This is a genomic window from Flavobacterium sp. RHBU_24, from assembly GCF_046613695.1.
In the GTDB taxonomy this organism is placed as follows: Bacteria; Bacteroidota; Bacteroidia; order Flavobacteriales; family Flavobacteriaceae; genus Flavobacterium.
The window spans coordinates 16,536-31,408 of the sequence record NZ_JBKJHD010000023.1 but is presented as its reverse complement, the minus strand read 5'-3'; the positions used below and the strand labels follow the sequence as shown (position 1 = coordinate 31,408).

The following is a 14,873-nucleotide window of genomic DNA, read 5'->3' as shown; positions in this document are numbered from 1 at the left end:
TTTTTCGAAACCTCCACAGGTTCGGGAGCGTATTCCATTTCGACGAAGGAGAAATCTCAATTGAGATTCCTCAACTGTGCTGTACTGCGTTCGGAATTGAACAGACGTATTTGTTAGTCAACTTCCTTAAACTCCAAATCCCTAACTTTCAATTTTGAAATCTCTCTATTAAACGCCCTTTCTTTTAAAGGTCCGATAATACGCTCTTCAGGATAAACAGTTATAGTATCATTTACGATAGGTACGATATAATAGTTAACGGGTGAATCATCCCTTTTCCCATACGGATTTTGCTTTACAAATATATGATGATTATTTTTGCAATAGGCTAAAACTTCTGCCGAGACAAGGCCTACATAATCCACATGCCCAACTTTATAAGCCAGGCATGTTTCAGCATACGAATCCATTGCAATTATATGATATTTGCCGACAATTTTTTCGTTCCTGTTAAAGCCAAGGCTACAGGAATATGAACAAATGGATATACTAATGAGAAATAATAATGATAGGGTTTTCATGAGTTTGGTTATTAAAGATTAACCAAGATGCTAACCCTCAAATGGATATTATAAATCAAACTTATTCACTAACCTTTAATTCTTGTTTTTCATCGTCCCAATAAAGTCTGTCTTTATTATTACGATACCATTTTCTCCAATCTCTCACATTATGTTTTGTAGGAGTATACCATGTAACCATTTGTTCTGAAATATCACCTTTCATCTTTGTAAGCTTTTCCAAAAAAAGCATTGAATTTCGCAATGGAGTATCATTGTCTATGTAGCCAACGCGAATAAAATTTTCAACCACGCCAATATGATATCTAAAAACTCTTTCAGCCATATCCTTATCTCGATAAGAAGGCTTACATGAAATAATGATAAAGAATATTATGACATACATATATTTCATAACACCTACTTCTTCACAATAATAAAATTGCTCCTCCTGTTAAGCTGGTGCTCTTCATCGGTACACTGAATACCATTGCTGCATTTATTAAGCAGGCGGGATTCGCCAAAGCCCTTAACGCTCTCTATTCGTTTGGGGTCGATACCTTTGCTGGTAATGTAGCTGTAGGTGCTTTTAGCGCGGTCGTCGCTCAGGCGCAGGTTGTAGTCGTCTTTACCACGGCTGTCGGTATGCGACTCTATTTTGATACTCACGTTAGGGAACTGCTGCATAACATACACCACCTTATCAAGCTCTGAGGCGGCCTGCGGGGTAATGTAATACTGGTCGAAATCAAAATATATCGGGTTAATGTCTATCATCTCCGCACCGCCCTCGCCTTTCTTAACCAGGTCGGTATAGGCATCAAGATTAATGTTGCCGTCTTTATCAGGTTCGCCCGTAGCAAAGCCGTCTTTTTTGGCAGTTACTACAGGTATACTGTCGCACGAAATGGTAATGGTATAGCTGCCGTCGGCTTTGGTGACTTCGGTAAATTCCTTCTCGCCTACGGTTATTGTAACTTCCACACCTTCTATAGGCTGCCCTGATTTTTTATCGGTTATTATCCCCGTAATTATCTTTTCGCAGGCCTTTTCTTCCTCGGTGAAATAGTAAATATCATCGTCGCCCTTGCCGCCTGCACGGTTGCTGCTCAGGTAGCCGCTCTTGCCGTCTTCAGCCAGTGCAAAAGCAAAATCATCACGGTTGCTGTTTAGGGGTTTGCCCAAATTCTGCGGCAGCGAAAACTGCTTATCAGCCGTTACGGTACTACGAAAAATATCAAGTCCGCCCAACCCATAATGCCCGTCCGACGAAAAGTACAGCACATCACCCTTAAGGTACGGGAACATTTCGCGGCCATCGGTATTCACTGTTGGACCAGCGTTAACGGGCGTACCCAACTTGCCATCACTGTATATTTCGCAGTAGTAAATATCCGTTGCACCATAGCCGCCCGGCATATCGCTTACAAAATACAGCCATTTGCCATCGGGGCTTACCGCCGGCTGCCCGGTGGAAAATTCGTTGCTGTTAAAGGCTGCAATAGTCTTTTTATTAAGGCGTTCGCCCTGCACCTGCCCGTATACCAACTGGATATTATTAGTACCCTTATCGCTGTTTTGCAGCCTGCCCTGCTTGCTTACGTTGTTTACGCTTACATACACGGTTTTTAAGTCCGGCGAAAAAGCCGCCTGCGCATTGTGGTAATCGGTTTGGGCGTTTTTAAGGAATTCCTTTTCCTTGCCAAATGAGCCGTCGGCATTACGGTCGGCCACGTAAAGCGAAAGGTAGGGCTGGGCATTCCAGCTATAGGTTTTGGCACCGTCGCGCACTGTATCCCTTGCCGAGGCAAACACCACTTTTTTACCGTAAAAGGTCGCACCAAAATCAGCCTTATCGGTATTTATGGCTAGGTTGTCGAGTTTGTATTTTATGCCAAGTGCGGTGAGGCTATCAAGATGGCTTTTTTGCTTCTGAAGCTTTTCAAGCACTTCGGGATTGCCAGCATATTTTTTCCAAAGTATCGCATCGGCTTCGGCATAATGCTCCTCCCCTTTTAAAGCCTGTATGTATAAGTTAAGGTACGGCTGGGTAAAGGCATCGGGCTGCTGGGCATACGCTTGGTCAAAATACCGTGACGCAGCACCGGTGTTCCCTATATGGAAATTGGCTTCTGCAGCGTGCATTAAAATTTCTGTTTTCGGATTTTTCTCCCCTTCAAGGTACTGCTCATATTCTTTAGCCGCTTCAGTATAGGCAAAGTCGCGGTAGTGTACCTCTGCCTTGCGCAACACCGATTGCCCCATCATACTTGTGATGCAAAAAAACAAGGCCGCTATGTAGTAGTGTTTTTTCATAAGCATTAAAAAAAGCGGACTGATTTTATACGGTTGGTTTTGGGTGCAAGCTCAAAGCGCACCATAAACTCGTGCGAGCCGTTATTGTATTTTTGGAGCTCGGTAGCGCTGTAATCGTAGCTGTAGCCCACAAAAAAGTTACGCGATACCTGTATGCCTATCAGGCCGCTTACGGCATCGTCCCAACGGTAGGCCGCGCCCAGCGTAACCACATCCTGAATTAAAAAATTAGCAGAAGCATCTACCGTAATCGGCGCGCCGCTCACCACCTTGCCCAGTACGGCGGGCTTAAATTTCAGGTTTTCATTAAGCGCAAACACATAACCGCCAATAACATAATAGTGCAACCTGTCACTCATTACAGTTTCCTGCACATCGTCGTAATAATTGTTCTGTATAAAGTTAGGCACCGAAATTCCGGCATACCAGTTATCGGTATAATAATACAGCCCCGCCCCTATGGTAGGGTTTATCTTGTTGTTAATGTTAGTATTAAGCAGGGGGTCGCCTTCCTGGTAGTAGCGGCCGCGGCTCCAGTCTACGCTCAGTACACGCACACCGGCCTTAAGCCCAAACGCCAGCTTGCTCTCCTCGCCCATTTTAAGCGAATAGCTAAAGTTAGCATCAGCATATACCTCATCGCTGGGGCCCAGGCGGTCGTTAACCACGCTAAGGCCTACGCCTATCTGCTCATAATACTGGCTCCACGGGCTATGGATGCTAAACGCCTGCGTTTGCGGGGCGCCGCTTATGCCCACCCACTGGCTGCGGTGCAGCAAATTAGCCTGTAATACGCCGGGCGAACCTGTATAGCCGGGGTTTACGGTAAGGGTATTGTACATATACTGGGTATACTGCGGCTCCTGCTGGGCAAAAGCGGTAACGCCCGCCATGAGCAGTAGTAAAGAGAATCGTTTTTTAAAAAAAGCGGTAGTGGTGCCCATTTGTTTGTGTGTCAATTGGCTGTAAGAATGTAAAAATAGTGTTTTTTTTTGAGGGGCAAAGTTTCAGAGCGGCAAAGTTGTAAAGTACTCAATTCCAGTTCGTCTTACGTTACTTAAAACTACTACTCCCCGACCCTGTAAGGGTCATACCTAATAGCGTGGGGCAACGCCCCATGGTGTACCGCAAAAAAAATCCGCAAATATCCGCAATTGCGAAGCATCAGTATTATCCGCGTTCCAATTACCCACCCCGGCTTTCAGCCACCCCTCAAGAGGGGAATAGCTTCACTCCTGCCCTATAACCCGCATCGGACATCAGGCCTGCTACCCGGACTTTAAAAACTTTCTACTTTATGACTTTACAACTTAAAATTGTACTTTTGCACCCTGAAAATTAAACTACCGATGGGTTTTAACGAAGAGATTGCAAGGAGAAGGACGTTTGGCATTATATCGCACCCCGATGCGGGTAAAACAACGCTTACCGAAAAGCTACTGCTTTTTGGCGGCGCCATACAGGAGGCCGGTGCGGTAAAAAGCAACAAGATAAAGAAAGGGGCCACGAGCGACTTTATGGAAATTGAGCGCCAGCGTGGTATATCTGTCTCTACATCGGTACTTGCGTTTAATTATAAGGATAAAAAAATAAACATACTCGATACCCCCGGCCACAAAGATTTTGCCGAAGATACCTTCCGCACACTCACCGCGGTAGACAGTGTTATTGTGGTAATTGACGTTGCGAAGGGTGTGGAAGAGCAAACCGAAAAGCTGGTAGCCGTATGCCGCATGCGCAACATACCCATGCTGGTTTTTATCAACAAGATGGACCGCGAGGGTAAAGATGCCTTTGACCTTATGGACGAGGTGGAGCAAAAGCTGGGCCTAAGGGTTACACCGCTGAGCTTCCCCATCGGTATGGGCTACGATTTTCAGGGTATCTACAACATCTGGGAAAAGAACATCAACCTCTTTAGCGGCGACAGTCGTAAAAACATAGAGGAGACCATAGCCTTTAACGATGTTAATACTCCCGAACTTGATGAACTTATTGGAGCCAAGCCTGCCACAAGGCTACGCGAAGAGCTTGAGCTTATAGACGAGGTATACCCGCCGTTTGACCGCCAGGAATATCTTGACGGTAAACTACAGCCTGTATTCTTTGGTTCAGCATTAAATAATTTTGGGGTACGCGAACTGTTAGATTGCTTTATAGAAATAGCACCCGCGCCAAGGCCCAAGGAAAGCGAAACCCGCTTGGTACAGCCAAGTGAAAATAAATTTAGCGGCTTTGTGTTTAAGATACACGCTAACATGGACCCCAAGCACCGCGACCGCCTGGCGTTTATAAAAGTGGTATCGGGTACCTTTGAGCGCAATAAGCCTTACCTGCACGTACGCCACAAAAAAAACCTGAAATTCAGCAGCCCGAATGCTTTTTTCGCTGAGAAAAAAGAAATTGTAGATATCTCCTACCCCGGCGACATCGTGGGGCTTCATGATACCGGAAACTTTAAGATAGGCGATACCCTTACCGAAGGCGAAAACCTTAGCTTTAAAGGCATACCGAGCTTTAGCCCGGAGCACTTCCGTTATATAAATAACGCCGACCCAATGAAGGCCAAGCAGCTTGATAAGGGTGTAGACCAGCTGATGGACGAAGGCGTGGCACAGCTCTTTACTCTCGAGATGAACAACCGTAAGGTTATAGGCACCGTGGGCGCACTACAATATGAGGTAATACAGTACAGGCTGGAGCACGAATATGGCGCCAAATGTACCTACGAAAACTTCCCGGCTTATAAAGCCTGCTGGGTGCATCCGGACGATGCTAAAAACCAAGAGTTTATAGAATTTTGCCGCATAAAGCAAAAATTCATGGCGCGTGATAAATTCGGGCAGCTGGTATTTCTTGCCGATTCAGAATTCTCAATACAGATGGCCCAGCAAAAATATCCAAGTGTAAAGTTGCATTTCACGTCAGAATTTTAACAAGCACCTTTTGAGATTGACAGCCCCGTGCCCAGGCAATCCCTGACACTATAGCATAAAAAAAGCCGGCTAAACCGGCTTTCTTATTTTATATCAAAAACTTAGTTCTTAACTATTTTAAATATCCTGTAGGTATCGCCTGCACTAATTTTTACAAAGTAAGTTTCGGCAGCAAGGTTTGCCATATCCAGGGTTACCTGCTCGGCACCGGGATGTACTAAAAGTACCTGCTGGCCAAGCATGTTATATACCGCTATACCGGTTATAACTTCACGCGAAGTAACATTCAGCACATTATCTACCGGGTTAGGATATACGGCAAAAGCATGCTTTTCAAAACCATCGGTAGCCAACACCAAATTTGCTGTTACAGCCAGCACATCGCTGGTACACTCGCCTACTGTTGCGGCGGCATAGTAAATAGCACCATCTTCAAGTACCGTTTCTGTTGTGATTTCATTGGTTAGATTTGCATCACTGTACCAGGTAATATTACCGCCCGTAACCTCAAGGTCCGCCACGGTTTCACCTTCGGTAAAATCCTGCTCGGCTTCACCTTCAGGTGCAGGGGCCACAGTGTGCTGTACCGCAAGGGCAGTACGTGGGCTCTCGCAACCGTTAACCGTTTGCGATGCATAATATACCGTAAGGCCTTCGCCAATAGCGACATTCGGCTCAAGCGCTTCGCCACCTGTAGCAGCCGCATACCAGGCTATATTTTCGCCTTCGGCTTCAAGGTCTGCAATTGTAACATCGTTACATAATGATACTGTACTGCTGCTAACAGCAGGGGCATCGGGTATAGCGTTAACCGTTACATCAACGGCGGTACGCGGGCTTTCACAGCCGTTTATCGTTTGTGTGGCATAGTAGGTAGCCGAACTTAAAATAGTAGACCCGTTGAGCGCGTTTTCGCTGGTTTCATCGGCATACCAAAGTACCGCTGCACCTTCTGATTCCAGTTGTGAAACAAGCGCCTGCCCGCAGAATGTTTGCGCATCGGCTACGGGGGCCGCAGGAATTGCATTAACCGTAACGGCGACAGCGGTCTTGTCACTTTCGCAACCGTTAATGGTTTGGCTAACATAGTAGGTACCGGTGGCAATTGCAGCGTCGGAGGTAAGGGCGGTTGTAGCATCTGCCGCATCATACCAGGCAGTAGCAACGCCTGTGCTTGTAAGGTCTGCGGCAGTAGTTGCACCGCAAAATGTTTGCGCTTCGGCAGCAGGTGCGGCAGGTATAGGGTTTATCAGCACGATAAATGCTATCCTGGCGCTTTCGCAGCCGTTAACCGTTTGAGATACATAGTAAATGCCGGTAGCAAGTGTAGCATCGGCTTCCAGGGGCTCGCCACCGATAAGGGCAGTATACCATTGTGTGTTTTCACCCACGGTAGCTTCAAGCGCTGCCGCTGTAGCCGTGCCGCAAAACGTTTGGGTGCTTATTTGAGGTATTGACGGAACTTCATAAACATTTACCTCAACCGCAAGCCTTGGGCTTTCGCAGCCATCTAAGGTTTGTGTTACATAATAAGTGTCAGTAGTTAGCGCGGCATCTTCAGTTAGCGGTTCGCCTCCGGTTTCAGCAGCATACCATAGTAGTGCCGTGCCTTCGGCAGCAAGTTCGCCCACAGTACCTGAACCACAAAAATTTTGTGCTACGGCAACCGGAAGTTCCGGAACGGTATTTACAGTAACCGCCACTGGGGTGCGCGGGCTTTCGCAGCCGGTTATAGTCTGGCTAACATAATAAGTACCTGTAGCAAGCGTGGTATCGCCCGTAAGCACATCAGTACCTGTTTCGGTGGCATACCATTTAATTCCTTCGCCTTCGGCTGTTAAGCCACTCACCAGTCCGCTACCGCAAAACAATTGGGCTGCTGCAACGGGGGCAGCAGGAATTTCAAGTATTGATACTTCCGAAACATTACGTAAGCTTTCGCAGCCATTTACGGTTTGAGATACATAGTAGTTGCCTACGGCAAGAGGCGTATCAGCAGCAAGTGGTTCGCCACCTGTTGGGGCGGCATACCACAACAGCGATTCGCCTGTTAGCGCCTGTAATTCTGCTACAGTACCAGATTCGCAGAATAGCTGTTCTATAACCGTTTCCGGCATGGCCGGTACAGGGTTTACCGTTACCGCTACTGCCACGCGGGTACTCTCACAATTTGCCACCACCTGCGATACATAGTACGTACCTGTAGCCAGGGCAGTAGCGGAAGTTAGCTGATTGCCGCCGGTTTCTGCATCATACCAGTTAAACGTACCTGCCCCGGTCGCCATAAGTCCTGCAACGGTAGCAGTACCGCAAAATAGCTGGGGCTGCGCCGTGGGCAGGCTTACAACACCGCACTCCGGCACTATAGCCGTTATTATATTAGAATCAGCCGAAGTCATGGAGCCGTTTTCGGCTCTTACCCTGTACCAGTAAATAGTACCGGGCTGTATGCCAAGGTGTACAAATAATGAAAGGCCAGGCACAGCCACGTTGTCATAATCTTCAAGTATCTCCGAAAAATCGGGTGTAGCGCTTACATCAAGCCTGTAGCCTGTAGCGCCTTGTACGGTGTTCCAGTTTGCGGTAAAGCCTGCTGTAGTTACATCGGTAGCGGCGGTAGCCACCGGAGCCGACAGCCTCACTACACCCGTAACATTTAGCGATACTACGTGGCTGTAGCCGCCGCCGGTAGGACCGTTAGGGTACCGGGGTACCTGTATAGAAATGGTGTTGTTTGAAGTAACAAGCTGGTTTGCCTCAGGTACGCTAAGGGCGCTTATCGGCGACGGGCTGCCACAGCTGGAAGTGTTTGTTACATTTGACTCAGGCCCCATAACGGTGCCATTATTTACAACCCTGAAGCGAAACATATTAGGCCCCGCATTACTCCTTACACCGGTACCCGTTACAGCTGTTACTGTAAATTCATAACCGGGCTGTGCCTTAAGTACGAGCGTAGTTACCGCGTTTGCTCCGTTTGAGGAAAATGAGCAGGCAGTAGCACCGTCATAAGACTGCACCGTGATACCTGCCGGGACGTTTACAGCGCCCCCGAAGCCGTGTGTTAATGTGTATGGGGTTTGGGCTGCTGCACATAGCGCCACAAGGAAAAAGGCGAAAGAGAGTCCTTTTTCCCAAAGTAATTTTTTAATCATAACCTTGGTTTTGTTTTAATTGATTAGTAACCAGCCAAAATTATGATTATAAGGTTTCTGTGTCTTCTTTAAAGCTTAAAATTATGGTTAAATAATTGTTATTCAGAAATTTAATTAGTCAAGTAATAATCTCCAAACCTGTATGGCATACGGCGGTAATACAAGTGTTTTACCGCCTTTAGGAAACTTTACATTATCGTAACCTGCCAGAAGTTTTACAGCGGTTAAATGCAATGCGTTACCGTCTTCAACTGTAACAGTCTCTTCTTTATCGCCCAGGTTTACCATTACCAGCACGGGCCTCCTGTTAGCACGCTTTATAAATGTGAGTACATTAGGATTTGCATTGGGCAGGTTAGTAAAGCGCGTGTCCTCAAACGCGTTTTCCATACGCCTGATGTGCAGCAGCGTTTTGTAGAAATTATATAACGACATCGGGTCAGATGTTTCTTCTTCTAATGATATGCCGTCATCCGGCCGGTTGTTGCGGTTATCCCACCAGATGCCGGTATCTTTATACCAGTTTGCCATTCCTTTGCCATCTCCTGATTTATACCAGTCAAACGCTTCGCGAATAGCTATGTCGTTACCATCGGTAGGACCTTTCAGCTGTTCCCCCTTCATGCCTATTTCCTGCCCGTAATATATCGACGGGATACCGCCCAGCAGTATATTAAGCGCTGCCCCTACCCGTTCTTTATCAATATTGCCGCCGCTAACCGATGCAAAGCGCTTTGTATCATGGTTTTCTATAAATACCACCTGGTCTTTGCCCTTCGGCAGATAATTAAAGGTACTGTCGGCAGCTTTTATAATGGCTTCTTTATTAAACGAACTTATAGCCGCCTGCAGCCTGAATGCAAAAACGCGGTCTACCGTGCCTTTGCTAAAGTACTCATAACCATATGAGCCCCAGTTGGCCTGCTCAGCGGTGATGATAAGCTTCGGGTTAACCTTTTTTAAGTCGGCCAGCAGCGGTACCCAAAAGTCACGGAACAAATGAGTCAGCTTGCCCGCATTATCAAGGTCATCCATCATATGGTCGAGCCTGTAGCCGTCTACACCATCATAAAAATCGCCGTCGCCATTAGGGTCGGCCCAGTATTTTAGTACCTTAAGCGTGTAGTCTTTTACAGCTTTACTTTTCATATTCACTATCGCTATCTGCTGCGTGCTGCCGTCATAAATGGTAAATTCGGGCGCGTTAAAAAAGTACCACGGCTTTTTATTGGCAGTATCGTCATAAAAAATATATTGCGAATAGCCCGATTTGGGGTTTTGGTAAGAGTCCGTAAACCACGGGTGCTTACCTACCACGTACTGCATTTCTACATCCTGGTAAATTTTCATGCCGCGACGGTGTACCTCCTGCACCAGGTCGCGGTACTCTTTAAAAGAGCCATATTTAGGGTCTATTTTTTCAAAATCAGTAGCAAAGTAATTGTGGTAAAAGTCTGAAGTATATAGCGGGGTAAGCATAATACTTGTTACACCCGTTTGCTGCAGGTAGTCGAGTTTTTGACGTATGCCTTCCAGGTCGCCGTGTTGGTCTGCATTGCTGTCAAAAAAACTGCGCTGAAACACATGGTAAATTACCTCTTTTTGCGCCTGCGCCTGGTTTACAAATAAAATACAGAATAGTAGTATAATAAGTCTTAACATAAAATGCAGGTTATATATAATTTCAAAGGTAAGGCTAATCAGAGAATGAGTTATGAATATTTGTGTTGAAATCTGGCAGATGCCCGGATATATTTTATAACACTGATGCAACAAAAATCAGTTAACGTATATAATTCCCCGCCCAGACATTTTAAAGCCGCCCATAATTGCTACTTTTGCAAAAACAAACAACATATCTGCACATGTTAGTTATAGGAATAGCCGGTGGTACCGGTAGCGGAAAAACCACCGTGGTACACCAGATTATGAACCAGTTGCCGGAAACTGAGGTAGGGGTACTGTCGCAAGACCATTATTACAGGGCCACGACCGACCTGAGTTATGAGGAACGCGCGAAGATTAACTTTGACCACCCCCGCTCTATCGATTTTGAGTTGCTCTATGAGCACCTTAAAGACCTTAAAGAAGGGAAGGCCATAGACCAGCCTGTATACTCGTTTGTTACACACAACCGTGTAGATGATACCATACACACCCACCCGCGCAAGGTGATGATTGTAGAGGGCATTTTGATACTGGCCGATAAAAAACTGCGCGAACTGTTTGACATAAAGATATTTGTGCACGCCGACCCTGATGAGCGACTTATCCGCAGGCTTAAAAGGGATATTGCCGAACGTGGTCGCGATATGGAAGAGGTGCTTAACCGCTACCAGAATACCCTCAAACCCATGCACGAGCAGTTTATTGAGCCTACTAAGGCGTTTGCCGATATTATCATCCCTAACGACCGCTATAACACGGTGGCTATAGATGTGGTAAGGGCCGTGATTAATCAGAGGATTATCTAACTCTTATTACTATATTTGGCTAAAAGAATAATGACTAACCATGAAAGCGTTCGATAAATTATATACCCGTTTTCCCTTCCTTAAATTTTTAGGGAACCGCTACGTGCTGGTTATTATTTTTGTGGTAGTATGGCTTATCTTCCTTGATAATTACAATTACTTTGAGCACAGGGCGCTTAATAAGGATATAAAAGAGCTTGAAGATAATAAAGCCTATTACCAGGAAGAAATAGCCAAGGACAGCATAAGCATAAGGCAACTAAAAAATGCCGACCAGACTGAGAGGTATGCCCGCGAAAAATATTTTATGAAGCGTGAGGACGAAGATATTTACATCATCGACTTTGAAGAAAATGAGCCTAAGGTAGAAGACACCACCCAGCTTTAAACAACCATCAGCATGAGTAAAAACCTTTTTGATATGTTTGGCCCCGTGCCTTCCAAACTTTGGAAACAAAAAATACAATACGAGCTTAAAGGCGCTGATTATAACGAAAACCTGATTTGGGAAAGTCCCGAAGGAATTAAGGTAAAACCCTTTTACCATATAGATGAGGCTAAAGACACTGTTAAAGAAGCCAATAAGCAACACCCGTTTTTAATAGGCCAGGACATTTATGTGCGTGATATTGAGAAGAGCATTTACCGTGCTAAGAATACGGTAGCGCGCGGAGCCGAAGCAGTACGCTTTACTATCCCTACGCCGGAAACCAATGTAAAAATGCTGCTTGCAGATATTGATACCAGCATACCGGTTTACTTTTATTTACAATTCTATTCAATCGATTTCGTAAAACAGCTTGATGCCATAGCCGCCGGTAGTGGTGCAGTGCATTATGTACTGCTCGACCCCATAGGCCAACTGGCCCAGGAGGGCAACTGGCACCCCGGCCCCGATAATTTCCATGTGCTGGATGCCATCCATAAACAGTGTAAACACATACATCCCCTTACTGTCAACGGCACTATTTACCAAAACGCGGGCGCTAACATGGTGCAGCAAATAGCCTATACGTTAGCACAGGCTAATGAATATTTTAACCGCGGTTATGGGCAAAAGCCGCTGGTACTACAGGTAGCCGTGGGCGCTAATTACTTTTTTGAGATTGCCAAGCTCAGGGCATTGAGGCTATTGTATGCACTCATCGCGAAAGAATACAGCCTACCGGAGCAGTGCCACATACTGGCCACCCCTACCCGCCGCAACAAAACCATCTACGACTATAACGTCAACATGCTGCGTACCACTACCGAGTGTATGAGCGCTATACTGGGTGGTGCCGATACGGTATTTAATCTGCCGTATGACGCGCTGTACCATAAAAGCAACGAGTTTGCCGACCGTATAGCACGCAACCAGCTCCTGATTTTAAAAAGCGAAAGTTATTTTGATAAGGTAAGCAACCCGGCAGACGGGGCCTATTATATAGAAGAACTCACCCAGCAGCTGGCCGAAAAAGCATTATCCCTGTTTAAAGAAATCGAAGCAAACGGTGGTTTTTTAAAACAACTTAAAGAAGGCACCATACAACGCAAGATACAGGAGAGTGCCACTAAAGAACAGGAACTTTTTGACAGTGGTAAAGAAGTGCTCTTGGGCACTAACAAATACCCCAATAAAAACGACCGCATGGCCGGAGATATAGAATTGTACCCTTTTGTAAAAGCAAATCCGAGAAAAACGCTGATACAGCCCATTATCGAAAGAAGGCTTGCCGAAAAAGTAGAACAGGAGCGGCTGGAAAATGAACAAAATACCCTGTAAATATTGATAAAATTGCTTAGCTGTGTAGCCTAACAGCATGGAAAATGTGCCGCACACAGTACCTTAAAAATTATAAAACCAATCAACATTTATAAATATGAAAAAAATTTACCTCTCAATTTTTCTTTTAACCCTCACGGGAATTTATGGCGGCTATGCACAAATACCTAACTGGGATTGGATGAAAACATTAACATCCATTAGTGGGTCATACGCACTGGATGTTGCTGTTGACCCGGAAGGCAATGTGATCACGGGAGGCCTTTTTTCCGGCGGGGGCATTATCTTTGACGAGACTATAATGGAAAGCCCTACCCAAAACCAGCAACTGTTTTTAGCAAAATCTGACAATGATGGTAATTACCTATGGGCAAGAACCGCTACATCTTCATTATCGGGAATAAAATTTGTAACTACAGATGCCGAGGGCAATATATATGCGGTAGGAAATTTTAATCAGAGCATTCTCCTGGATGGTATACAGCTATCGTCAGACGCTACAACCTGGCCATCTTTTTTCGCGAAATTCGACCCTCAGGGTAATGTGTTATGGGCACAGGCTATTGACGCCTATGCCAGCAGTGTTACAGGTATAAAAATATCAGGCGACTATTTCTATCTGACAGGCAATTATGTAGACAGTGACGGTTTTAATTTAGGCACTTTCCCCATAGGTGCTGCAGAGTCAGACATGTTTATTGCCAAATTTACATTAGATGGTACTGCTGTCTGGGCGCATAATTTCAATGGGGGTATCATTGTAAATTCCACTTCGGTAGATGCGGATGCTCTGGGAAATGTTTATGTGAGCGGCTCAGCATACGGCAATGTAATACTTAACGGATCAACTATTGAAAGCTATGGAAACAATGATGGTATCCTTCTTAAATTTAACAGCGATGGAGTACTTAGCTGGGGACGCACTTTTGGCAGTGAAGGCGGAGACACCGCAACTAATGTTAAAGCAGACGATAGCGGTAATATTTATGTTTCTACCGCTGCTGAAGCAAGCCCATTCAATATAAATAATCAAACCATCGAACTATATGGTATGAGAAATCATATTATAAGTAAGCTTGATGCGTTGGGCAATTATATATGGACAAAACTTGTGGGCGGCAACATCTATGATATCTTTAACAGCCTTGAACTGGACAGCCAGGGAGGAATATATGCAACCGGCCATTCCTTTTCTACTTTGTTTTATGAAAACGGGCAGCAAGAAGAATTCCCTGTTAATAGCCATCATTTTGTGGTGTTGCATATGACCGACGAGGGTGAAGTACAGTGGATAAAAACAAATTCGGTAAGCAGCAATAGCGAACTCTATGCCATGGCTATGAGCAATACTAACGAATTGTACATTTGCGGTGCCTATACAGGCGATATTAATTTTGACGGATTTACAGCAAACTCGCCAATTTTTAGTGGCATTACCGCTAAATTAACAGGCGAAACCCTGGTTACAGGCCAAAACACTTTAACAACTCAATCTGTAATATACCCTAACCCGGTAAAAGATATCATCAACATAGCCGGTATTGACGATGGGCCATTTATTATTTCAGACGTAACGGGCCGTATAGTTTCACAAGGCCAAATAAATAATAGTACTATCAATGTTTTGGCATTTCCATCTGGCGTATATCTACTTAACCTTGGTAACAGAAATACAAAATTTATTAAAGAATAGCACCGTGTGCGGAAACAGAGACCGGCAGCAAGCA

General features: G+C 45.3%; 11 protein-coding genes. 5 read left to right on the top strand and 6 right to left on the bottom strand.

What is annotated here, in order from left to right:
- Positions 1-113 precede the first annotated feature (113 nt).
- The 4 genes from ACLI09_RS16510 to ACLI09_RS16495 all read right to left on the bottom strand — a co-directional run bounded on the left by ACLI09_RS16510 (position 114) and on the right by ACLI09_RS16495 (position 3,760).
- Positions 114-521, bottom strand: coding sequence for a hypothetical protein (locus tag ACLI09_RS16510; RefSeq protein WP_411420750.1), 408 nt, complete (start codon positions 519-521; stop codon positions 114-116).
- Positions 522-582: 61 nt separating this feature from the next.
- Entirely contained in the window at positions 583-915 is a 333-nt protein-coding gene (locus tag ACLI09_RS16505; protein ID WP_411420749.1) for a hypothetical protein, read from the bottom strand.
- Positions 916-920: 5 nt separating this feature from the next.
- Positions 921-2,816, bottom strand: a complete 1,896-nt coding sequence (locus ACLI09_RS16500) for an OmpA family protein (protein WP_411420748.1) — start codon at positions 2,814-2,816, stop codon at positions 921-923.
- Positions 2,817-2,821: 5 nt separating this feature from the next.
- On the bottom strand, positions 2,822-3,760 hold the full coding sequence (locus tag ACLI09_RS16495; protein WP_411420747.1) for a type IX secretion system membrane protein PorP/SprF: 939 nt from the start codon (positions 3,758-3,760) through the stop codon (positions 2,822-2,824).
- A gap of 405 nt (positions 3,761-4,165) precedes the next feature.
- Here ACLI09_RS16495 and ACLI09_RS16490 point away from each other — a divergent pair, with 405 nt between their 5' ends.
- Positions 4,166-5,752 (top strand): peptide chain release factor 3, encoded by a 1,587-nt coding sequence (locus ACLI09_RS16490; protein WP_411420746.1) that lies wholly within the window; start codon positions 4,166-4,168, stop codon positions 5,750-5,752.
- Positions 5,753-5,853: 101 nt separating this feature from the next.
- Here the strand turns inward: ACLI09_RS16490 and ACLI09_RS16485 are convergent, their stop codons facing one another.
- Entirely contained in the window at positions 5,854-8,907 is a 3,054-nt protein-coding gene (locus ACLI09_RS16485) for a T9SS type A sorting domain-containing protein (protein WP_411420745.1), read from the bottom strand.
- 114 nt (positions 8,908-9,021) lie between these two features.
- Positions 9,022-10,569, bottom strand: coding sequence for an alpha-amylase family glycosyl hydrolase (locus ACLI09_RS16480; protein ID WP_411420744.1), 1,548 nt, complete (start codon positions 10,567-10,569; stop codon positions 9,022-9,024).
- 203 nt (positions 10,570-10,772) lie between these two features.
- On the opposite strand from ACLI09_RS16480, the gene udk reads away from it, so the two are divergent.
- From udk to ACLI09_RS16460, 4 genes are all read left to right on the top strand, one after another.
- Positions 10,773-11,381 carry a uridine kinase gene (gene udk, locus ACLI09_RS16475; RefSeq protein WP_411420743.1) on the top strand — a complete coding sequence of 203 codons (609 nt, stop codon included), beginning with the start codon at positions 10,773-10,775 and terminating at the stop codon, positions 11,379-11,381.
- Between the two features lie 40 nt (positions 11,382-11,421).
- Positions 11,422-11,769 (top strand): FtsB family cell division protein, encoded by a 348-nt coding sequence (locus tag ACLI09_RS16470; RefSeq protein ID WP_411420742.1) that lies wholly within the window; start codon positions 11,422-11,424, stop codon positions 11,767-11,769.
- Positions 11,770-11,781: 12 nt separating this feature from the next.
- Entirely contained in the window at positions 11,782-13,146 is a 1,365-nt protein-coding gene (locus ACLI09_RS16465; protein WP_411420741.1) for a methylmalonyl-CoA mutase subunit beta, read from the top strand.
- Between the two features lie 97 nt (positions 13,147-13,243).
- On the top strand, positions 13,244-14,839 hold the full coding sequence (locus tag ACLI09_RS16460) for a T9SS type A sorting domain-containing protein (protein WP_411420740.1): 1,596 nt from the start codon (positions 13,244-13,246) through the stop codon (positions 14,837-14,839).
- The last annotated feature ends 34 nt before the right edge of the window (positions 14,840-14,873 follow it).

Coding starts and splice junctions, on each gene's coding strand:
- ACLI09_RS16505 (WP_411420749.1), bottom strand. CDS start 915: ATGAAATATATGTATGTCATAATATTCTTTATCATTATTTCATGTAAG.
- udk (WP_411420743.1), top strand. CDS start 10,773: ATGTTAGTTATAGGAATAGCCGGTGGTACCGGTAGCGGAAAAACCACC.
- ACLI09_RS16460 (WP_411420740.1), top strand. CDS start 13,244: ATGAAAAAAATTTACCTCTCAATTTTTCTTTTAACCCTCACGGGAATT.
- ACLI09_RS16465 (WP_411420741.1), top strand. CDS start 11,782: ATGAGTAAAAACCTTTTTGATATGTTTGGCCCCGTGCCTTCCAAACTT.
- ACLI09_RS16490 (WP_411420746.1), top strand. CDS start 4,166: ATGGGTTTTAACGAAGAGATTGCAAGGAGAAGGACGTTTGGCATTATA.
- ACLI09_RS16500 (WP_411420748.1), bottom strand. CDS start 2,816: ATGAAAAAACACTACTACATAGCGGCCTTGTTTTTTTGCATCACAAGT.
- ACLI09_RS16480 (WP_411420744.1), bottom strand. CDS start 10,569: ATGTTAAGACTTATTATACTACTATTCTGTATTTTATTTGTAAACCAG.
- ACLI09_RS16495 (WP_411420747.1), bottom strand. CDS start 3,760: ATGGGCACCACTACCGCTTTTTTTAAAAAACGATTCTCTTTACTACTG.
- ACLI09_RS16510 (WP_411420750.1), bottom strand. CDS start 521: ATGAAAACCCTATCATTATTATTTCTCATTAGTATATCCATTTGTTCA.
- ACLI09_RS16485 (WP_411420745.1), bottom strand. CDS start 8,907: ATGATTAAAAAATTACTTTGGGAAAAAGGACTCTCTTTCGCCTTTTTC.
- ACLI09_RS16470 (WP_411420742.1), top strand. CDS start 11,422: ATGAAAGCGTTCGATAAATTATATACCCGTTTTCCCTTCCTTAAATTT.